This is a genomic window from Hyphomicrobiaceae bacterium (assembly GCA_041397645.1).
Taxonomy (GTDB): Bacteria; Pseudomonadota; Alphaproteobacteria; order Rhizobiales; family Hyphomicrobiaceae; genus Hyphomicrobium_B.
Genome location: JAWKWE010000004.1, coordinates 447101 through 468236 on the forward strand (window position 1 = coordinate 447101; position 21136 = coordinate 468236).

At 58.6% G+C, this 21136-nt stretch carries 20 protein-coding genes; 10 read left to right on the forward strand and 10 right to left on the reverse strand.

What is annotated here, in order from left to right; genetic code table 11:
- Window positions 1-17: 17 nt before the first annotated feature.
- Entirely contained in the window at window positions 18-572 is a 555-nt protein-coding gene (locus tag R3D51_02115) for a CDP-alcohol phosphatidyltransferase family protein (protein ID MEZ5898265.1), read from the reverse strand.
- Window positions 573-806: 234 nt separating this feature from the next.
- The gene (locus tag R3D51_02120) at window positions 807-1997 is read right to left on the reverse strand and encodes a DUF2066 domain-containing protein (protein MEZ5898266.1); all 1191 of its coding nucleotides are present in this window, start codon (window positions 1995-1997) and stop codon (window positions 807-809) included.
- A 214-nt stretch (window positions 1998-2211) separates the two neighbouring features.
- On the opposite strand from R3D51_02120, the gene purM reads away from it, so the two are divergent.
- Window positions 2212-3333 (forward strand): phosphoribosylformylglycinamidine cyclo-ligase, encoded by a 1122-nt coding sequence (purM, locus tag R3D51_02125; protein MEZ5898267.1) that lies wholly within the window; start codon window positions 2212-2214, stop codon window positions 3331-3333.
- Between the two features lie 31 nt (window positions 3334-3364).
- Entirely contained in the window at window positions 3365-4057 is a 693-nt protein-coding gene (locus tag R3D51_02130) for a DUF599 domain-containing protein (GenBank protein MEZ5898268.1), read from the forward strand.
- Between the two features lie 55 nt (window positions 4058-4112).
- Here R3D51_02130 and R3D51_02135 read toward each other — a convergent pair whose 3' ends face one another.
- The gene (locus R3D51_02135) at window positions 4113-4292 is read right to left on the reverse strand and encodes a hypothetical protein (protein ID MEZ5898269.1); all 180 of its coding nucleotides are present in this window, start codon (window positions 4290-4292) and stop codon (window positions 4113-4115) included.
- A gap of 164 nt (window positions 4293-4456) precedes the next feature.
- Complete coding sequence (locus R3D51_02140) at window positions 4457-5098, reverse strand: TetR/AcrR family transcriptional regulator (protein MEZ5898270.1); 642 nt, start codon at window positions 5096-5098, stop codon at window positions 4457-4459.
- Window positions 5099-5176: 78 nt separating this feature from the next.
- On the opposite strand from R3D51_02140, the gene R3D51_02145 reads away from it, so the two are divergent.
- Window positions 5177-5818 (forward strand): glutathione S-transferase family protein, encoded by a 642-nt coding sequence (locus R3D51_02145; protein ID MEZ5898271.1) that lies wholly within the window; start codon window positions 5177-5179, stop codon window positions 5816-5818.
- 43 nt (window positions 5819-5861) lie between these two features.
- Window positions 5862-6524 (forward strand): glutathione S-transferase N-terminal domain-containing protein, encoded by a 663-nt coding sequence (locus R3D51_02150; GenBank protein MEZ5898272.1) that lies wholly within the window; start codon window positions 5862-5864, stop codon window positions 6522-6524.
- Window positions 6525-6651: 127 nt separating this feature from the next.
- Here R3D51_02150 and R3D51_02155 read toward each other — a convergent pair whose 3' ends face one another.
- A complete protein-coding gene (locus R3D51_02155) occupies window positions 6652-8334 on the reverse strand; it encodes an FMN-binding glutamate synthase family protein (GenBank protein ID MEZ5898273.1) in 1683 nt (560 codons plus the stop codon).
- A gap of 138 nt (window positions 8335-8472) precedes the next feature.
- Here R3D51_02155 and purN point away from each other — a divergent pair, with 138 nt between their 5' ends.
- Entirely contained in the window at window positions 8473-9129 is a 657-nt protein-coding gene (gene purN / locus R3D51_02160) for a phosphoribosylglycinamide formyltransferase (protein ID MEZ5898274.1), read from the forward strand.
- Window positions 9130-9393: 264 nt separating this feature from the next.
- Window positions 9394-10755 (forward strand): cytochrome P450, encoded by a 1362-nt coding sequence (locus tag R3D51_02165; GenBank protein MEZ5898275.1) that lies wholly within the window; start codon window positions 9394-9396, stop codon window positions 10753-10755.
- Window positions 10756-10880: 125 nt separating this feature from the next.
- Here R3D51_02165 and R3D51_02170 read toward each other — a convergent pair whose 3' ends face one another.
- Window positions 10881-12161 (reverse strand): hypothetical protein, encoded by a 1281-nt coding sequence (locus R3D51_02170; GenBank protein ID MEZ5898276.1) that lies wholly within the window; start codon window positions 12159-12161, stop codon window positions 10881-10883.
- A 369-nt stretch (window positions 12162-12530) separates the two neighbouring features.
- Between R3D51_02170 and R3D51_02175 the strand changes: the two genes are divergently transcribed.
- Window positions 12531-13823: a dicarboxylate/amino acid:cation symporter gene (locus R3D51_02175; GenBank protein MEZ5898277.1), complete on the forward strand. Its 1293-nt coding sequence runs from the start codon at window positions 12531-12533 to the stop codon at window positions 13821-13823.
- 6 nt (window positions 13824-13829) lie between these two features.
- Here R3D51_02175 and R3D51_02180 read toward each other — a convergent pair whose 3' ends face one another.
- Entirely contained in the window at window positions 13830-14342 is a 513-nt protein-coding gene (locus R3D51_02180; GenBank protein ID MEZ5898278.1) for a DinB family protein, read from the reverse strand.
- Between the two features lie 129 nt (window positions 14343-14471).
- Window positions 14472-14894, reverse strand: a complete 423-nt coding sequence (gene ndk / locus R3D51_02185) for a nucleoside-diphosphate kinase (protein MEZ5898279.1) — start codon at window positions 14892-14894, stop codon at window positions 14472-14474.
- Window positions 14895-15148: 254 nt separating this feature from the next.
- Here ndk and R3D51_02190 point away from each other — a divergent pair, with 254 nt between their 5' ends.
- The 3 genes from R3D51_02190 to R3D51_02200 all read left to right on the forward strand — a co-directional run bounded on the left by R3D51_02190 (window position 15149) and on the right by R3D51_02200 (window position 18970).
- Window positions 15149-16519 (forward strand): GYF domain-containing protein, encoded by a 1371-nt coding sequence (locus tag R3D51_02190; GenBank protein MEZ5898280.1) that lies wholly within the window; start codon window positions 15149-15151, stop codon window positions 16517-16519.
- 10 nt (window positions 16520-16529) lie between these two features.
- Window positions 16530-16880 carry a DUF3147 family protein gene (locus tag R3D51_02195; GenBank protein MEZ5898281.1) on the forward strand — a complete coding sequence of 117 codons (351 nt, stop codon included), beginning with the start codon at window positions 16530-16532 and terminating at the stop codon, window positions 16878-16880.
- Between the two features lie 185 nt (window positions 16881-17065).
- The gene (locus R3D51_02200) at window positions 17066-18970 is read left to right on the forward strand and encodes an ABC-F family ATP-binding cassette domain-containing protein (GenBank protein MEZ5898282.1); all 1905 of its coding nucleotides are present in this window, start codon (window positions 17066-17068) and stop codon (window positions 18968-18970) included.
- 317 nt (window positions 18971-19287) lie between these two features.
- Here the strand turns inward: R3D51_02200 and R3D51_02205 are convergent, their stop codons facing one another.
- Together R3D51_02205 and R3D51_02210 are read right to left on the reverse strand one after the other, a co-directional pair.
- Entirely contained in the window at window positions 19288-19923 is a 636-nt protein-coding gene (locus tag R3D51_02205; protein MEZ5898283.1) for a ribonuclease HII, read from the reverse strand.
- Window positions 19924-19954: 31 nt separating this feature from the next.
- A complete protein-coding gene (locus tag R3D51_02210; GenBank protein ID MEZ5898284.1) occupies window positions 19955-21085 on the reverse strand; it encodes a PA0069 family radical SAM protein in 1131 nt (376 codons plus the stop codon).
- Window positions 21086-21136: the final 51 nt, after the last annotated feature.

The following is a 21136-nucleotide window of genomic DNA, read 5'->3' on the forward strand; positions in this document are numbered from 1 at the left end:
CACACAGGGCTCAGCCGCTATTGCTTGGAGCCCGTGGACTCATACAGCGTCATATGGCGCAACCAAACCCGCAAATACGCAATGAGCGAGGCTATGGTGAGGCCGCCCGTTACCCAGATCAACACGAACACCGGACCCTTAAGCTTCAGATCGAAGGCTTCGTCAGCCAGAACCACGGCGGCCAGTACGATCTGCGCGACGGTGTTGGCCTTGCTCACCGCGATGGGGCGCATCGGTGTGGGATGACCAAGAAGCCAGGACAGAACAACCGCAATGACGATCAGGACGTCGCGCGAAACGACCGCGATAACGATCCAGGAGGGCAGTTTATCGGTGACGCCCAACGCGATGAAGATGCACACAATCAGCAGCTTGTCCGCGATGGGGTCGAGATAGGCGCCAAGCTCTGTTTCCCAATTGAACCGCTTGGCAAGAAAGCCGTCGACGCCATCGGAGATGCCGGCCACGAGAAATACGAGGAAAGCCGCCTTGAGCTGCTGCGTGACCAGTAGCCAGAATACGACCGGAACCAGGATGACCCGCACAAGCGTGATTAGATTGGGAATACTCACGCGACTTCGTACCTTGTGACGTCTGGCATCGGGCGGCCTTGGCAGTGGTAGGCGGATTGCGTCCGTTTGAAAGTTTGGGCGGCTGATCTGGATCCAAAGAGCAGCCCGGGCGGACTTTAGCCCCTCGCCGCACCCGGCGTCGAGAACACGCTGAAGGATTTGCCAAATTTATCCGCACCTTAAACCGGCGCGCTGGTCCCAGGCACCCACAAATCCGCGATAAAACGTTTAAGATTAATAGGTTGTGCTGAGAGTCCAACCTGCGCCAGATTCGACCAGCCTCAGCCCTCGTCCGCCTAAAGCATTGGCAAGCGCCCTCGGGCCGCCAGGGAATTGAAGGGCCAAATCCGCATTGCGTGCCGATACTGTCGAAATCGCGAGATTTTCAACGCCCGGAGTTTCGAGAAGCTGGGTTCTGATCTCGTTCCACTGGGCGAGGCTGTTGAATTCGGCAATCATGTGCACCTGTTCGCCGCCCCCTGCGCTAGCCTCCGCACTCCAGACCGGAGGACCGCCCGTCGGGGCCCCATATCCTCCGCTGCCGTAATCCGTGTAGGCGACAGCCGGGGCAGACTTCAGGGCTTTCCACCGCCCCTCCAGAATTCCAAGCGAGACGACGGCGGCATACTCACTCGCATAGTCGATATCGCCGTCGGACATGCGATAAGCACGCTTCAGATACAGCGGTCCGACGGCGTCGCGGCCGCTCAGGGTCACGTTCAACCGCTTGGCTGCGGTATCGATCTCGGAGATCGCAAGCACAACCGTTTGCGTACCGTATTCGCCAGCCAGGATGCGCGCGCCACTATCGTCGCCATTGGCCAGCATCGTGACCGTATCCTCGTGGATGACGCTCTTGAACTCCTCCAACTTCAGCGGCGTAAGCGTGTGGGTTAGATCGAGACCGCGCCAAGCGCGCTGCCACAGGCCGGAACTCGCTTCCGAACTGGCCTGCGTCTGGCCGTTGAGGCGAACTATCGGAACGAGTGCGACGCCGGGCGCCTGAGTCTCCACGAACGGAATCTGACGGCTTTGCAGCAAGCCGCGAACCGCATCCGCCTGATAGGTGAAATCCAGGCTGGCGATGTACCGGGTCGAAGAATTCTGCTCGCTGCGAACGGCCACGCCGGAGATGTACTGCGACGCCTTGATGTCCTTTATTCGGACTAGGTCCTTGTAAGCCGTCACCGGAACGATGCGCTTCATCAACGAGCGGAACGCAGCCTGCTGGCCATCGGCCAAGGCTCGCTCTTTGGCTGCAACGGCATTGGTATCGGAAGCATCAACAGGGTAGTTGCCGACCGTGAAAACCGATTCGACACGTCCTGCCCAGGTTGGTGGTGCCGGCGCAATCGCCAAGACCAACCCGGCTGCAGCCGCAAGAGCAATGGCCCGCACCGTCCTATTGCAGCTTTGAAACACCATAATCCTCCCCTGCCCGCACACCAGCCGGACCCTGCCAACAGGTCCGCAGTCCGGCAGACACGTCATACTAACACGTGTCAACGCGCACGAGTTGCCGCTCGTCCCTCAAGCTGCTACGACCCGCATCTCAGTATGGCAATGGGGCAAAAGTGAGTTTTACCGCGGGTCTTCAAGCGCTTCGCGGGATTGCCTCCTCCTTTCCGGGCGACACCTGATGTCTCAACGCAACGAAGGCGATAAGCAGACGATCACCTACCGCGATGCCGGCGTCGATATCGACGCGGGCAATGCGCTGGTTGGCGCAATCAAACCGCTGGCAAAGCAGACCAGCCGCAAGGGCGCGGATGTCGATCTTGGAGGTTTCGGGGGCCTGTTTGACCTCAAGCGCGCTGGCTTTAGCGATCCTATCCTGGTTGCCGCGAATGATGGCGTCGGCACCAAGCTGAAGATTGCAATCGAGACCAGCCGGCACGCAACCATCGGCATCGATCTCGTTGCCATGTGCGTCAACGATCTGATCGTGCAAGGCGCCGAGCCGCTTTTCTTTCTCGACTACTACGCCGTCGGCAAACTCGAAGTGGATGCCGCCCGGGATGTGATTGCGGGAATTGCAGAAGGTTGCAAGCAAGCAGGGTGCGCGCTGATCGGCGGCGAAACGGCTGAGATGCCCGGCATGTACCGCGAGGGCGATTACGATCTGGCAGGTTTTGCGGTCGGAGCGGTCGAACGTGGTGAGATCCTTCCACGCGGCGACATCGCTGTCGGTGACGTCCTGATCGGCTTAACGTCCTCGGGCGTTCACTCCAACGGATACAGTCTGGTCCGCAAACTGGTAGCGCGCGAAAATATCGATTGGAACGATCAGTTCGCGCATGGCCAGTCGATGGCCGACGTGCTGCTCATGCCGACGCGCATTTACGTCAAACCGCTCCTCGCGGCCATTCGCGCAACAGGCGGTTCGGGCCCGAATGGAGCAATCAAGGCACTCTCTCATATCACCGGCGGAGGATTGAGCGAGAACATCCCGCGCATCATGCCTGACGCCGTCGCTGCACGTATCGATCTGTCCGCAATTACCCCGCCTTCGATCTTCGGCTGGCTGGCCCGGGCGGGCCGCCTCCAAGAAACGGAAATGCTGCGAACGTTCAACTGCGGCGTCGGCATGGTCGTGGTGGCCGACAAGGCGCGTGCAGGCGAAGTCGTCGCAGCACTGAAAGACGCCGGCGAAACTGCAATCGTCATCGGAGACGTGATTGCGCCGACCGGAGAAAAATCAGATGCCAAGGGTAAGGGCGCTTCTAACGCGGTAAAGTTCGAAGGACGTCTCGCCCTCTAGGTGGCCAGCCAAACGAAAAAGGGTTGCCGTAATGGTCCCCGGAAATGTTCCGCCGCTCGATATAGCTGCCGCTTCGCTATTCCTTCTTTGCTGGGTGGGCTATGGCTTGCTGGCGCAAAGTTTTACCGAGAAACACACCAGCCTTCTTTCGGTGATGCGGGTTTTCCGCAAGCGCTGGATCGAGCGCATGACGGAGCGCGACAACCACATCGGCGACGCCGCCCTTCTTTCCAACCTGCTGCGTGGCGCGCTGTTTTTCGCCTCCACGACGGTCTTCATACTTGGCGGCCTCGTCGCGCTGCTGGGAACGGCTCCCAAAGTTGCGGAGGTGATTTCTCAACTACCTTTGGCCGGACCGACCGAGACGGGATTAGCGGAAATCAAATCCCTCGTCCTCATCATCGTGTACGTCTACGCCTTCTTCAAATTCACTTGGTCGGCCTGGCAATATAACGTGCTTTCTATTCTCGTCGGCGGCATGCCGGACTCTGACGCTGATCCAATCGAGCGCGAGGGATTTGCGATCATGGCCTCGCGCGTGATGTGGCTCGCAGGTGAGAGTTATAACAACGGCATTCGCGCCTATTACTTTTCGATTCCGTTAATGGCGTGGTTCATCGATCCGATCCTGTGCATCGGAACCACCCTGATCGTGACGATCGTCATGTACCGTCGCGAGTACCACTCGTCGATGCTGCAGGCTCTGAAGGATGAGCTTGGGTGAACGTCATTTGACGTGCCGCAGTGATCCAATCACAAGCCTAACTCATCTGATCAGTTCAAGTGGTAAGACACACCAGCTGGAAATATAGACCCGACCAGTTGTACGTCGTTTGTGGCACCATCACGGGCGCTTGTTGGTAGGTACCAAGATCCGCGGCGCGCGCAGACACCGATAGGCCCAAAACTGCAAGAATAGTTGCAAGGCATTGGCGAGCGGCGATCGAAGCACCAAACATGCATATCTCTCCTTTGAAATGGTTTGATACGCAATCACATGTGAGGGCCAAACACATGGGCACAGTTCATCTGTAGACGTAGTAGTCATCCGAATCGCTAACAGCTCGCTAACGACCGGTTGCGATCGCTTTCGATCGACGGTGGGGATTTCAATGCGCAGAATTCAGATACGCGGAGCAAGAAGCCGCACAGCATCGTCGGCGATGTCGTCGAGCATCTTGCGGCTCGTGCCAGCGCGCGCGCGCACCGCAAGAGAATGCAGCACGCCAACGATGAGACGCGCTAATGCGCGCGGTTTGACATGATCGGGCAAGTCACCGTCAGAGACCGCTCGCGACACCCGCCAGGCAACGAGCTGATCTATCTCATCCATGATCGATTTGGCCTGCGCACGGATCGCCTCCTGTTCGACGGCCTCGGCCACGGCCGTGATAGCCACCATGCAGCCAACAACAGAGCCATCATCGGCAACGTACGCATCGAGCGCGGTCGCATAGAGCTTCTTGAGCGCGCCCGCGAACGTCTTTTCTTCCAGGGCGGTCGAGAACAAACCGCCCATGCGCTCAGCATAGGCTTGAAGCGCGCGCTGATAGAGATCCTCCTTGCCACCGAAAGCGCCGTAAAGGCTTGGCCTGTTGATGCCCATCGCCTCGCTCAGATCATCGAGCGTGGTCGCAGCATATCCTTTGCGCAAGAATTTCGCCTGAGCTGCCCCGACAGCAATACTGGGATCGAAGCTGCGCGGTCGCCCGCGCGCTCGTATTTTTGTACCGCTTTGTATTTTATTCTTGCCAGCGTGATCCATGCTTAATATTGTACTGAACAGAATAAAAATACAAGCAGCCCATTGAGGCAGGCCGTTCAGTGTGCAGGGAGATCAGCAATGAAGCTTTATAATTGGCAGTTTGCGCCCAATTGCCGGCGCGTTCGCATGTTCATTCTCGAAAAGGGACTTGATCTGCCTGGTATTTCGGAAGTCATTGGCGACGGTATGAAATTGCAATCGTCGTTCATCGAAATGTGGCCGTCGGCCATGGTGCCCGTCCTTGAGCTCGACGACGGAACACGTTTCAGTGAAGCGTTGGCCATCGTCAAATATTTCGAGGAACTTCATCCGGAGCCGAACTTGCTCGGCTCCACTCCCGTCGAACGCGCTTTTGTCGCCATGTGGGAGCGGCCGGGATATGACGAAGGCATTGTCGGCACCGCCGAAGTCGTGCGCAACGAAATGGAGGTCTTCCATGATCGCGCCCTTCCAGGCTTCCCCAACGAAGCCGTTGTTCAAATTCCTGAACTGATCAACCGGGGCAAACAGCGCGTTATGCGCTATTTTCGCAAGATCGAAGGTCAGCTAAGCAAAAATCGCTTCATGGCAGGCAACCGTTTCACATTCGCTGACATAACCAACCTATGCGCGGTCGATTTCGCGATCTTTGCCGGCATTGCAATTCCAGACGAATGCCCGAGCGTGGCGCGGTGGTACAAAGAGGTTTCCGCGCGCCCTTCGGCGGCGGCAAGCGTTTGACGCCCTTCAATCCCGTTACACCAACGACGAAAGATGCCCTCCCATGATTGATCTTTATACTTCAACCACGCCCAACGGATGGAAAGCCTCCATTACCTTGGAGGAATTGGCGCTCCCATATGAAACCCATTATGTCCGACTGGGCGAAGGTGACCAGAAAAAGCCTGAGTATCTCAAGATCAATCCTAACGGGCGCATCCCGACGATCGTCGATCGGGACGAAGACAACTTCGCTGTCTTCGAGTCGGGCGCCATAATGATCTATCTGGCCGAAAAGACGGGCCGGCTACTGCCTACCGACATGAAGAAGCGGTCTCAGGTCATCCAATGGCTGATGTTCCAGATGGGCGGCGTTGGCCCCATGCAGGGCCAGGCAAACGTATTCTACCGCTATTTCCCCGAGAAGCTTCCCGCCGTCATCGCGCGCTACCAGAACGAGACCAAGCGGCTTTACACCGTGCTCGACACGCGCCTTGCCGATCGTGAGTACCTTGTTGACGACTACTCGATCGCCGACATCGCCAATTGGGCATGGGTTCGCATCCACTACTGGGCCGGTGTCGAAATCGACGATCTACCCAATTTGAAGCGCTGGATGGATGTCATGGCCGCAAAGCCCGCCTGCCAGAAAGGCATCCTGGTGCCTGAGCCATTCAATCCTGAAGACACGCTGACGATGGCCAAGAAGATCGTCAACGTGAAGTAGGACCGAGTTCCTCCCCGAGAGAGGCCCGGTGTGCGATCCGTTCGCCACCGGGCCGACCGGGCACGCCTGCTCCTGGTACGTCTCATGGCCTGCTGACGAGCGCGGCCTTGGCACATCGGCCTCACTCCTACCCGGTTGAGGAAGACGCCACGCCGCGTGCCCTTCCGTGCTCGGCGCCGTTCACGGCTGCCGCTGGCGCAAAGCTCGCCGCCTGAGCCAGGTTCCAAGCGTCCCGATAGAGCTTGCTGCCGCCACCGGCGAGCAACTCCCCTGGTTTCAGGAAATCGTAGTGCTCGGCAAACGACGAGATGCGGTCCGGCGCGCATCGCAGCATCAAGTGCATGGGATTCAGCTCGCAGGGATGAGCCAAACCACACGCCGACACCAACTCGGCCAAGGCATTCAGCGTCTCTCTATGGAAGCTGGCAACACGCTCGGATTTGTCAGGCACGACAATGGCTCTCTGACGCGCGATATCCTGCGTCGCAACGCCTGTCGGGCATCTGCCTGTGTGACACTGCTGGGCTTGAATACATCCAACCGCAAACATGAAGCCCCGTGCGCTGTTGCACCAGTCTGCACCCAGGGACATCACGCGCGCCATATCAAACGCCGTTACAATCTTGCCCGAGGCGCCGAGTTTTATTCGGTCGCGCAAATTGGCACCCACGAGAGCTGAATGCACGAAGACGAGCGCATCTCTAAGAGGCGTGCCGAGATGGTCCATGAACTCCAGCGGCGCAGCCCCTGTGCCGCCTTCCTTGCCATCGACCACGATGAAGTCCGGCGCCTGACCCGTTTGAAGCATGGCTTTCACGATGGCGAGAAACTCATGGCGATGTCCCAGACAGAGCTTGATGCCGACCGGTTTTTCGCCGGACAGCCGGCGCAGCTGATCAATGAACCCGATCAGTTCCAGAGGGGTAGAGAACGCTGAATGTTGGGCCGGAGAGATACAATCGAGCCCTTCCGGGATCCCGCGAATTGCTCCGATCTCGGGGGTGACTTTTGCTCCTGGCAACACCCCGCCATGGCCCGGCTTTGCCCCTTGACTTAGCTTGATCTCGATGAGTTTTACCTGAGGCAGACTGGCTGTCCTTTCGAACCGATCAGGGCAGAATTTGCCATCCGCCGTCCGGCAGCCGAAGTAGCCCGATCCGATCTGCCAGACGAGATCACCCCCAAATTCGAGATGGTGGGGACTGACACTGCCCTCTCCGGTGTCGTGCGCGAAGCCACCGAGCTTTGCGCCTCGATTGAGGGATCGAATTGCGTTCGCAGAAAGCGCACCGTAGCTCATGCCCGAAATATTGAAGACGGAAGCCTGGTATGGCTCGCGACATTCAGGTCCACCTATCGTGATCGTGAAGGGAGCAGTTGCGATGGGCATCGGCGCAATGGAATGCACAAGCCATTCGTAGCGATCCGCGTAGACGTCGTATTGTGTACCAAATGGACGCTTGTCCAAAGCGCGCTTCGCACGCTGATAGACGATGGCGCGCTTGTCTCGGCCAAACGGCGCTCCGTCCTTGTCCCCCTCGAAGAAATATTGACGAAAAGCCGGACGCAGATCTTCAAAGATGAAGCGCATGTGCGCCAAGATCGGATAGTTGCGGAGGATCGAGTGCTTTGTCTGAATGACGTCGTGGAGCCCGATGATTGCGATCGATCCGACAAAGAATAGAGGGATGAGAACCGCCCCCGCCGGAGCCGGTTCGACAATCGCCAGCACGAGCAAAGCGATGGTAATGAGCACTGACAACGTCAAAAGAAGAAAACGCGGTTTGAGAGCAACAAGAAGATCACGCATCTGAAGGCTCCACTCCAGGCTCCAATTTCAGATCTACACCTATAATTCTACCTGCCGATCGTGCATGCCCTACGACGGAATTCCCAACTTAAGTCTAAAACTAGCCCGTCCCCACGATTCCGTGTAAGCCACGCCACCATGACAACCCGCAAACGCGTTACCATTCTCATCTCAGGTCGCGGTTCCAACATGATGGCCCTGGCGGAGGCCGCGCGCGCACCCGGCTACCCGGCAGAGATTGTCGCGGTGATCTCGAATCGCCCTGACGCCGCGGGACTGAACTGGGCCGCCGATCATGGCATCAGCGCCATTGCCCTTGATCACAAACAATACGCCACCCGCACCGCGTTCGAGGCTAGGTTGCATGGGATCCTGATGGATCTGGGTACGGAGCTGATCTGCTGCGCCGGGTTCATGCGGATGCTGACCGGCGGCTTCATTGACCGCTGGCGAGACAAGCAATTGAATATCCACCCATCTTTGCTGCCATCCTTCCCGGGATTGGACACCCATCAGCGGGCCATAGATGCCGGTGTTAGGGTTGCAGGTTGCACAGTCCACTTCATGCGATTGGAGATGGATACAGGCCCCATTATCGGCCAGGCGGCCGTGCCGGTGCTTTCGAGCGACACAGCGGAAGATTTAGCCGCGCGCGTCCTTGCCGCAGAGCACAGACTTTACCCGGCTGCACTAGCTCTGGTAGCTTCAGGCCGAGCAGTCGTTCAATCTGAAAAAGTCATTATAAGAGAAGAAGTTAACCCTTCGCCGTCACTCTTCTCGCCAATGCTTGGCTGAGACGCTAAGCCAGCTAGGACGGCAACTTCATCCACTTATCATGGCTGATCTGGCTCACCCACCGCGTAGACATGGACCCGCCGCCCCGTATTATCCAGCGCGCACCCTGATCCGGTGGGGGGATTTGGAAAGAACCTGACGCAGGGAAGCGACTGCTCAATATTGCAATCAAGGCCAAGCTAGGCCGGCAAGACCCACGCTTAACAGGCGGCGACCGCCGCAGGGGCTTTGACCGCGGCATTCGGCCTTAGGAGACGAGCGAACATGACAACTGCCGCGAGCCACGCCCAAGGTCTCGGCGAAGAGAATTCCATCTGGTTCAAGCTGGCGCCGCTTCTGCGTGGCGATCCCGAAAACCCGATGCGCATCCTCATGCACATGACCGACCGCTACGGGCCTGTCATTCCGGTCAATCTGGCCAACCAGCGGATAGTCTTCATTTCCGAGCCCGAGTACTTCAAGCACGTGCTCGTGACGAAGGCTGACAACTACATCAAGTACTTCGATGGCTTGAAGCCGATCTTCGGCAAGTCGATGATCACCAACGACGGTGCGCTTTGGCAGAAGATCCGTATGCCTCAGCAGCCGGCGTTCCATCCTGACATGTTCGCCGAGTACATTCCGTATTTCATCAAGGCCATTCAGGCCAAGATGGACATCTGGGCAAAACTCGCCAAATCCGGCGAGACGTTCGAGATGGTCGAACAGACATGGACGCTCGCCGCGGACATGATCTGCAAGGCGCTATTCGACCGCGACATGCCGTTCAACCCGCATGTCGTCTTCAAATGCGTGAAGACCTATACCGACGTCATGAACCATCGTGACATTCGTTTGCGTATGCAGGCAGGCGAAGTGTTCGAACTCAGCCAGGAAGATGCCGCCAAGGCAGTCGAGGCATGGGTAAGCGTTCCGCCGTCCGTGATCGCCGCCGAGCCGCGTGAGGACCGCGAACGCACGCTATTGAAGTTGATTGACGATGCGGTCGCAGATCCCAGCGTTCCAGAGTTCGACCGTCAGCAAGGTCTGGACGAGATCAAGCAGTATCTATGGGCCGGCACCGAAACGACGGCGCTGACCCTGGCATGGGCTCTTTATGAGGTTTCGCGCAGACCTGAAATGGCCGAGCGCATTCGCGCAGAAGGCGTCGCCGTGTTCGGCGACCGTGAACCGACGGCATCGGACTACTCGGCGCTTGCCTACACACGGGCTGTGATCCAGGAGACGATGCGCATCTATCCGCCAGTATGGGGCTTGATCCGCGTCGCCACCCAGGACGACGTGATCGGGGGCAAGGAAATCAAGGCTGGCGATCGCGTTACGCTGTTCGCTTATGGAGCCCACCACAACCCGAAGTTCTGGCCCGAGCCCGAGGAGTTCCGCCCGGAGCGGTGGATGGGCGGAGCGGCCAAGAAGCAGGTCAAGTACTCCTACATACCGTTCGGTGCCGGCAAGCGCTCGTGTATCGGCGGCGCGATGAGCCAGGTGGAGAATACGCTAGCGCTCTCAATCCTTCTGCGCCGGTTCCGGCCCGAATACGTCGGGCTCAATCCGGCAGGCATCAACGCCACCGTCACGCTGACGCCAAAGGGCGGGCTCCCCTTCCGCATTCGGGAATTGAGCTAGGCTAGCAGAGCGTTCGCAACCATCCGAAAACGAAAAAGGGCTCGCGCACAGCGGGCCCTTTTCATATTTCGTAGGTATTTAGCAAACCGTTCTGCGACCTGAGCGTAGAGGCCCGTGACAACATCTCAAACTTGGCCATCCGCGATCCGGTTGGCGACATGCACAGCGTCCCGCAAGCGCCGATACTTCTCAGCATCGTCCCTCAGAGCGGCCAACTTGGCCTTCAGATCAGCGACTTCTCCTGGCGCGGTCTTTGAGGGCAAAGCGATCAATGTGGTGCCCTGTCCCGGCCTCAAGCCACCAGTTCCCCGTGCGCCGGTCACATCCATCTTGCCGGACTTATAAGTCTTGCGCCGATGTGTCTTCGCATTGGCATCCCGGCTCTTGTGCACGAACGACAGCTTTCCATTGCCCTTGGCGTGTGCGTGAGCATCGGCGGACGTCCCGTTTGCTCCCTGGAGGCGGAAGTAAGCCAGATTGTGTTTCTTCCTGGCTCCCGCGCCCTGCGGCCGACCTAGACGCGCGCTGAGGGCTGCGTACTGCTGCTTCAGCCCGTTGAATGCAGACGATTGAGAGGCTGCATCGTCTTCAAACCGGGTAACAAGAGCCCGCAGGCGCTCCACCTCGCTCGCTTGCCAGTACGCGAGGTTGCGCATGTAGGTCAGATCCTTCCAAGCCTGATCGTAATTCGACTGGCTCGACGTAGCCTCATCCTGCAAACGGCTCACATGACCGCGCACGTTGCCCAGTTCATCCTGCAGCCGGGCGATCTCGCTATCCTTGGTCTTGTCGGACCGCAACTGATTAAGTCCCGTCTGCAGGCCATACTTTTCCTGCTCCAGCGTCGAAGCTTTCGTCTGCTGCCATTGCAGCTCGTTGATGAGGCGGGCAATTTCGGAATCTTTCAGCTCCGCTGCCGTTCGCAGCGTCGCAAGTTCGGCGGCGATCGACTGGGCCTGCTGTGACAGGCTAGCACGCTCGTTCGACAACGACCCCGACTGTGCTTGCGCCCACTGAAGGTCTGAGCGCAACTTGGCCAGCTCTTTGTCCACTGCAAGCAACTCGTTGCGGGACGAAAGCTCGACCTGAGCCAGACGTTCCGCCTCGGCGCGAAGCGTTGTCGCCTCCTGGCCCGACTGAGACGCCCGCTGTTCGGCATCCGCAAGGGCCTTCTCATAGTAATGGGTATCCGAGAGCAGACGCCCCATTTCCGCTTGATGTTCGGACTTGGAAGCGTCGAACAAACTTTGCATCTCGGCAATTTGTGCCTCGGCCTTGGCCTCTGCGCGCGTGCCGCGCAGTGCCCGCCAGAGCCAGGACAGAAGCACGCCGCCGACAAAACCGGAGATGATCCAAGGTCCGGCGGCGGAGAGGTCCAGGCCGAAGAAGTGCGGAAGCTCAACCATGTGCAAACGACTCTTTAGTGGAATGCCAACTTAGCAAATGCCTACTAGCCGACCGAGCCAGCCGGCCGGACACGAAGCTTCAACGCCAATGCCCTGGCCCCTCAGCCCGCGCATGACTTCGATAGCACGCCCTGTTCTCAGAAGTCTGCCCGCAATTTTGGCAACGCCGCCTACAACTGCATCCGTCTTCGGAAAGGTTTTGCTAAAGACGGATTTCTTGTGTCGAAAAGGCAACGGCAACAACAAAAACAGACGACCGTAATGCACGGGACCTGGATATAGCGGTGATAGCGGCACGCGTCCGAGCCGCGCAGAGCGTATCACAACAAAACGACAGGGACGGACCGAGCAAAAGGACGCCAGCACATCATGGCCATTTCAAGCAGCCAAGCCGATGCAGAGCCCAAACCGCCGTTCTATACGCACTTGTACGCTCAGGTTCTGATCGCCATCAGTATCGGCATCCTGTTGGGCTACCTCGATCCGGCCAGAGGCGAGGCGATGAAGCCTCTGGGCGATGCCTTCATCAAACTCATCAAGATGATCATAGCCCCGGTCATCTTCGTGACGGTCGTGCACGGGATCGCCGCTATGCGCGACATGCGCCAAGTGGGCCGCGTCGGCCTGCGCGCTCTGATCTATTTCGAGATCGTCACAACGCTGGCTCTCATTGTCGGTATGGTGGTGGCGAATACTCTGAAGCCAGGCGTCGGAATGAACGTCGATATCTCGTCAATCGACACCAAGGCCATCCAGAGCTACGTGACGCAATCGGAACAGCAAAGCGCCATCCATTTCCTGCTCGATATCATCCCTTCAACGTTTGTTGGCGCATTCGCGGATGGAAACATCTTACAGGTGCTCTTGCTGGCGATCTTGTTCGCCTTCGGCCTGCAGGCACTCGGTACCCATGGAGAGCCCCTTCTGGGGATGATCGAGTCGATCGCTGCGGTATTGTTCAAGATCGTCGGTTACATCATGCGATTGGCGCCGATCGGCGCGTTCGGCGCCATGGCCTTCACCATCGGCAAGTATGGCCTGGAAAGTCTCAAGAACCTGGCTTTCCTGATGGGCGCGTTCTACCTCACGTGCCTTATCTTCATCTTCCTGGTGCTCGGCCTGATCGCGCGGTTTTATGGCTTCTCGATCCTGAAGCTTCTGCGGCTGATAAGGGAGGAGTTGCTCATCGTTTTAGGAACATCTTCCTCAGAGAGTGTCCTTCCGCGCATCATGTCCAAAATGGAGCGCGCCGGCGTCAACAAGAGCATCGTCGGCCTCGTCATCCCCACCGGCTATTCCTTCAATCTCGATGGGACGTGCATCTACCTCACGCTCGCAGCTCTTTTTCTTGCGCAGGCGACAAACACCGACCTCACGCTCATGCAGCAGTTTGGCGTTCTCGGGGTATTGTTGCTCACGTCCAAAGGCGCCGCGGGAGTTACCGGCGCGGGCTTTGTGACACTGGCGGCAACCCTTGCCAGCACGCACACAATTCCCGTGACTTCGATTGCGCTTATTCTGGGGATCGACCGCTTCATGTCGGAAGCGCGCGCGCTTACCAACCTCGTCGGCAACAGCGTCGCAACCATCGTAATCGGCAAGATGGAAAACGCAGTCGACGACGAAAAGCTGCAACGCGCACTCGATACGGGCGATGCGTGAAAGGTCTTACACGCCAGGCATGAAAGGCAGATCGGTCCGGTCAGGAACGCCGTGCAGCCCCGTTATCAGACAATGTGTCTGCCCGCGATGATGGGTCTGATGATTGAAGAAATGCGTTACCGCCACCGCAATGGGCGTCACCATATCTTTTCCGGCACTGGCGGCGAACCAGTGCAGATCTGTCGACAGCCATTCGGGCGTAATCCGTGACGCCCAATCCTCGATTAATGCATCGAGCGTCTTGCGGGCGTTCGCAAGCTCGGTCCAGCTGTCATATTGCTCCAAACCTTCCGCGATATTCTTGGCCGTCGGTGCCGGTGTGGGCGGGACCTTGAAGCGCACCATCCACATCTGGTCTGCCCATAGCAGATGATTGAGCGTGCCATGAATAGAGCGGAAGAATGCGCCGCGATCTTCTTTTCGCTGCACGTCGCTCAGCTTTCCGGCGGCGCCGTAGATATTTGCGTTCTGCCACGTGTTGTAGCGGGCCATGGTCTGCACGTACGCGGGCGTAATCATTGCGAACTCCGTCATGCGGCGCAGCTGGAACGCTTGGCTCGACTGCGCAAGTGACAAACTAGCGACACAAAAGAAAAGGGCCCCGCGCCGCGGAGCCCCTACTGCGGTCTGCCAAACAGCCTAGCGCGCTCAGCCGACAATTTCATCCAGACGGAAGTTTAGGGTGATCTCGCGATCGGCAGCCGCCGGGCTGTCAGAACCGTGCGTTGAATTCTCACCCTTGGAAACGGCAAATAGCTTCCGCACCGTACCCTCGGCAGCTTCTTTGGGATCGGTCGCGCCCATCACTTCGCGGTACTTGGCAATGGCGTTTTCGCCTTCGAGAACTTGAAGCACAATCGGCCCCGACGTCATGAAATCGACGAGCTCGCCATAGAAAGGCCGTGCCTTGTGCTCTTCATAGAACTTCTCGGCCTGGGCACGTGTCCAACGCACGCGCTTTTGCGCCACAATCTTGAGGCCCGCTCCTTCGATGACGGCGTTGATTTTTCCGGTAATGTTGCGCCGTGTGGCGTCCGGCTTGATGATGGAAAATGTGCGTTCGATGGCCATCGGGCTTTCTCTCTTTTCGATTTTTCAGGCTTATGGGCCGCCTTATAGCGGTGGCCCCCTGCACCAGCAAGCACATGCACCTGACCATGGCGTCGCGCGGCGGCTTTGCGACAAACTAGCCTTGAAATGGCGATACAATCTCAGTCAAAACAGCCAATTGACGCTTGCAGCAGGCTGTGAGCAGTGTTGAAAAACACAAGGAATGCACAATCCGTAATGGGCAATGGGGCCCACAGGTGTGCTAATGGACGGCCATGACCGGACAATCGAACGAAGCTCAGTGGTACATCGCACGTGACGGCAAACAGCACGGGCCGTTGACCGACGTCGAAATGCGCACGTTCGTGGGCCACAATTACCTGCGAACGACGGACTTGCTTTGGCGCGCTGGAATGAGCGATTGGCAACCCGCGCCCACCCTCTTTCCGGCAGCCTTCCAGGCGCCGCCGCAAGCTCCTGCGTCTCAGCCGCAAAGTGCGCCAGCGCAGCAGGTGCCAGGGTACGGACCGGGTGGCACAAGCACGGCGGGTGTTGGTGTAGCTCAGGGAGCCAATCCCAACATCGGATATGCGCCGCAAGGCGGTGCTGCCGGTCATCAAGGCTTCGGGCAACAACCAGCCCATCAGCAAGCCGGAGCCGGTACGCAAGCAGGCTATGACGAGGACGAGTTCGAAGAAGAGCCCGCACGCGGCGGTCGCTTCAAACAGATCCTTCTAGCGCTGGTCCTGATCGGCCTCATCGGTGGCGGTGCGTACGCTATTCTCACCCACAAGGACGAGCTGGCTCGCTTGGTGTCGGGTCCGCCCAAGAAGCAGGAAGCCGCAGCGGTCGAGGAAACGGCACCAGCCGCACCCGAAGCCCAAAGCAGCGCGGCAGCCCCCGCAGGCGAGCCACAAGCTGAACCTGCACAGACAGCAGAAGCTCAGCCCGAAGCCGGTGAAAATCTGCCTCCCGATCCCGCAGTCATCGAAGGCTCCGCGATCGACGCGCGGTTGCAAAAAATTCCGGTGTGGGTCGCTTTGAAGAAAGAGTACCCGGACTGGTACATCAACAACATCGCCGCCGCCGACAAGCTGGCTGCCGAAAACAAGCCGCAACTCGAAATCTCGACACAGCTCGTGCAGGGACTGGTCAATCTGCGCCGCGAGAAGGCGCCGAATGCACTGGCCGCCAGCCCCGAGAAACTGCGGAACGTCGCCGCGACCTTCCTTGAGAACCTGCGTGCGCTTCAGGCCCAGAGCGTCGGCGCGTGCTACGGCTTCATCTCAAAGGGTGAGCTCAGTCCCGTTATCATCGAGATGATGGAGACGCCCGAGAACGCGACCATGCTGAATGCCCAGCTCGCAGCCATCTTCGATGCAGCGACAGAAGGCGCCAAATCGCCTGTCTCGCATCAGCCTGCGGTCAAAGCCGACTACGACATCCTGATTGGCGAACTCAACAAACTGGGGTGGAAGGAAGAGGATCTTCAGGTCTTCTCCAACCCGCGCCTGCTGGCCAAGCGCGAACCTGCACAGGTCTGCAAGATGGTTCAGGACTGGTTCTCCGCGCACTTGGCGGTGCAGGATCCAGCCGCGCAGGACAGGTTGCTGTATGAGACTTTGAAGCCCGTCGTTTCCGGTTAGCGGGCTCGCGATGCTGCAGTACGCCATCAAGGTCGCGATTACGGCTGTAACGGTGGTGGCAATATCCGAGATCGCCAAGCGTTCAAGTACGCTTGGCGCGATCATTGCCTCCCTGCCCCTAACCTCGCTCCTGGCGTTCCTCTGGCTTTACGGCGAAACCGGCGACGCAGGCAAAGTGGCGGAGCTTGCTCGGGGCATTTTCTGGTACGTGCTGCCATCGCTCGTGCTGTTCGTGGCGTTTCCGATGCTTGTGAGCCAAGCCATGGGTTTCTGGGCAAGCCTTGCCATTTCATGCGCTCTGACATTCGCCGCCTATCTGGCAATGATCGCTGTGCTCTCGCGCTTCGGCATTACGCTCTAGGCCCATTAGCCTCGCCGCACAAAGTGTTCGGCCTTACGGCCAGAACCTTGAATTTACGTGGTGGCAGCGGTGAGCCTTGGCATCCCCTCACACGCTTTCGTGAAAAGGGCCGCGGGATCTGACCGGAAGCCCCGAAACGCGACCCACGTGACAGGGGAGCAAGAACACGCTAATCGGCGGGGCAAATGCTTCACATCAACGATCTCACATATCGCATTGAGGGAAAGGTGATCCTCGATGCCGCGACGGCGGCCATTCCGCCTGGGCACAAGGTTGGCCTCGTCGGACGTAACGGCGCCGGCAAGACGACCCTTCTGCGCCTGCTCAAAGGCGAGATTTCTCCTGATGACGGAGGCATTTCGACGCCGCGCAATGTTCGTATCGGCCATGTCGCACAGGAGGCCCCCGGCGGCGACGTCAGCTTGATAGACTGGGTGCTTGCCGCAGACACAGAGCGCGCAGCACTTATGGAGGAAGCCGAGCACGCCACAGACCCGCATCGCATTGGAGAGATCCAGCTCAGGCTGACCGACATCGACGCGCATTCAGCGCCCGCACGCGCAGCCCAAATCCTTTCAGGTCTCGGCTTTGACGAAGAGGCCCAGTGCCGCGCGTGCCGGGAGTTTTCTGGCGGCTGGCGTATGCGCGTGGCGCTCGGCGCAGTCCTTTTCTTGGAACCGGAAGTGTTGCTGCTCGACGAGCCGACCAACTACCTCGACCTGGAAGGCACGATGTGGTTGGAAAGCCATCTGAAGACCTATCCGCATAGCGTTCTGATCGTCAGCCACGACCGCGATCTTCTCAACCGGTGCGTTCAGTCTATCCTGCATCTCGACCGTGGCCGCCTGACCATGTACACGGGTGGTTACGACGACTTCGAAGAGGCGCGCCGCGAAAAGCAGCGGCTGGAACTCAAGCTCAAAAAGAAGCAGGACGACCAGCGCCGGCACATCCAGGCGTTTATCGATCGCTTTAAGGCCAAAGCTTCGAAAGCCCGCCAGGCCCAAAGCCGCGTCAAGGCGCTCGCCAAAATGCAGCCCATCGCGGCGCAGGTAGACGACCGCGTCACGCCCTTCCTGCTTCCAAATCCTGCCAAGATGATCGCCAGTCCGCTGTTGCGTTTGGAGGGGGCCGCTGCTGGCTACGAGCACGATCGCCCAATTCTCAGAGGGCTCGATCTGCGCATCGACAACGATGATCGTATCGCGTTGCTCGGCCAGAACGGCAACGGCAAATCGACCTTCGCCAAGCTTATCGCAGGGCGGCTCAAACCCTTGGCAGGGCATGTGTTTGGCGCCCAAAAGATCGAAGTGGGTTACTTCGCCCAGCATCAGCTCGACGATCTTAATCCTTCGAGCACGCCTTACGATTACATGCTGAATCTGATGCCCGACGCAACGGAGGCTCAGCGGCGTGCAAAGCTTGGCGCTTTCGGCTTTGGCGCCGATAAAGCAGATACCAAGTGCCAAAACCTGTCAGGCGGTGAAAAGGCACGCCTCCTGCTCGCGCTCACCGCTTTTCACGCACCTAACCTGTTGATTCTGGACGAGCCCACAAACCACCTCGACATCGATAGCCGCGAGGCGCTTGTTCACGCGCTGATGGAATACGATGGCGCCGTCATCCTCATCAGCCACGATCGCCATCTCGTAGAAGCCACAGCGGACCGGCTGTGGCTGGTCAAGGATGGCACCGTAAAATCCTACGACGGCGATATGGAAGGCTATCGTGCAGAGCTTCTGGCCGATCGTGCAAGCAAACGCACCAGAGCACAGGAAGCGCGCGACACCACGCAGGACGCAACAAGCCGCGCCGACGTCCGCCGAGCTGCAGCAGATCGTCGTGCTCAGCTTGCACCCCTACGCAAAGCAATGGCTGACGCAGAAAAACTTGTGGATAACTTGAGCGCGAAGATTGCGGCCTGTGACGCAGTGCTCGCGGACCTAGAGATCTACACCCGCGACCCTCAGAAAGCGCAGCGTACGGGTTTGGAACGAGGGCAACTTGCTAAGCAACTGGCAGACGCCGAAGAAACGTGGCTGATTGCGAGCGAGGCTTATGACGCGGCCGACACTATCGGCACGACGTAATCGTTAGGTGAAGGATAAAATTGCCTACGTTTAGAAAAAACTGCCTCTCGAAATAGGTAGGTGATTCGCAACTGGTCTTTAGTTAATGACAATACGCCAGGAGCTGGCGAGGCCGCGGTTGCGGGGTTGCCGCGCTAGACGGTGAGGGCCTTCTGGTTTGCCTCGTCAGCTCCTTACGCATGCCTCTTTTAGCACCCCGGTTAAATCGGGGTTCAATTGAGGGAAGGCGCGTGCGGTATCAGCCGACTGGCACGGTCGCCTGCACGCGCCATCAAATAGCCGCAACTCCTGACATCCGTGTGACGGCAGATAATTCGTCAGATCAAAAGACCGAGCGCCAATTGCACCGGCTTGAATGATCGCCGATGCAAAGCGCAAACCCCCAGCTTATCGAGCGCAGTAATGTGCTCGGGCGTCCCATAGCCTTTATGGCGTTCGAAACCGTAACCCGGGTACTCGCGTGCCAGCGCCATCATCATGCGGTCGCGCGTGACTTTAGCCACGATCGACGCCGCAGCGATCGACACGCACTTCGCATCCCCCTTGACGATCGTGCGCGTTTCCATTGCAAGCCGTGGCGCGCGATTGCCGTCCACGAGAACCAGGCGCGGCGCCTTCTCGATCTGAGCAACAGCCTGTTTCATCGCCCATAAAGTGGCATTGAGAATGTTGTCACGATCAATGCGCGCAACATCCGCAACACCGACGCCAACCTGAGCGCACTTCATGATCCGGTTATAGAGAAAGGCGCGCGCGTCCTCATCAAGCGCCTTGCTGTCGTCGAGGTTGGCAGGAATGCGATCCGGATTAAGGACGACGGCAGCGGCTACGACCGGCCCGGCCCACGGCCCGCGGCCAGCCTCGTCTACGCCCGCAATCGTGCCGCCGCCAAGTTGCAGCTCGGCGGCTTCCAGTTCAAACGTTGGTTTGAAGCGCGAATCAGCGATCCTCATGCCGCAACAATCGGAGCAGCCGATTGCGCTGTCAAAACAGACCGAGCTGTTGTCCCCGGGTAAACGGACGCGCGAATAGATCAGTACGCAATTGAAGTCTTTCATTTTCAAGACCAAGCCGCTTGCGGGCCAGTCGGAAACGCATAGCGATCTGGTTGGCGTAGGCACCCGATCCGCGTTGGCGATGGCCGAACGCCGAGATGTAATCCTCTCCTCCATGCATGGCACGCAGAAGCCCTAGAATACGTTCCGCGCGATCTGGAAAGGCTTCGGCCAGCCACTCGCGAAACAACTCCTTGATCTCCAGCGGCAGGCGCAGCATCACGTAGCCTGCCTCGCGCGCACCCGCGTCGCGCGCAGCTTCCAGCACCCGTTCGATCTCATGATCGTTTAGAGCGGGCACGATGGGCGCCATCATAACAGCGACGGGTATCCCGGCCTCAGCAAGCTGGCGGACTGCATCGAGGCGGCGCGCAGGGGTCGCGGCGCGCGGCTCCATTGTTCGCGCAACACTACGGTCAAGCGTTGTGATCGAGATCGCGACCTTCGCAAGTCCTTGGGCGGCCATTGGCGCCAGAATGTCGATGTCGCGCGTAACAAGGGCAGATTTCGTGACTATGCCGACAGGATGACGAGTCTTGGCGAGCACCTCCAATAAGCCACGCGTAATCCGTCGTTCGCGCTCGATGGGCTGATAGGGGTCTGTGTTGGCGCCAAGCGCAATGGTCTGGGGCTGATAGCGCGGGCTCGAAAGCTCTCTTTCAAGTAACGCGGCGGCGTTCGATTTCGCATAAAGCTTGGTCTCGAAATCAAGCCCTGCGGAGTGTCCGAGATAGCAATGCGTGGGCCGCGCATAGCAGTAGATGCAGCCGTGCTCGCAACCCCTGTAGGGATTTATGGAACGATCGAAGGAAATGTCTGGACTATCGTTGCGCGCGATGATGGAGCGAGCTGAATCCTCCATCACTTGCGTCTTGAACGCGTCGAGCCCTGCCAGGCTTTCCCAGCCGTCATCGAAGGCTTGTGTCTGCTCGGCCTCGAAACGTCCGGTGTGATTTGAGCGTGCGCCCCTTCCCCGCCGACGTTCCTCGTCAACTGGTGTTTGCAGCCGCATTCCGGCGATCTGCTTGGTCGCGTTTGAATCGTCGGCGTCCTGGGTCATCGCCGACTGAAATAGCACATCCATGCGAACAAATAAAGAACATTGGCACAT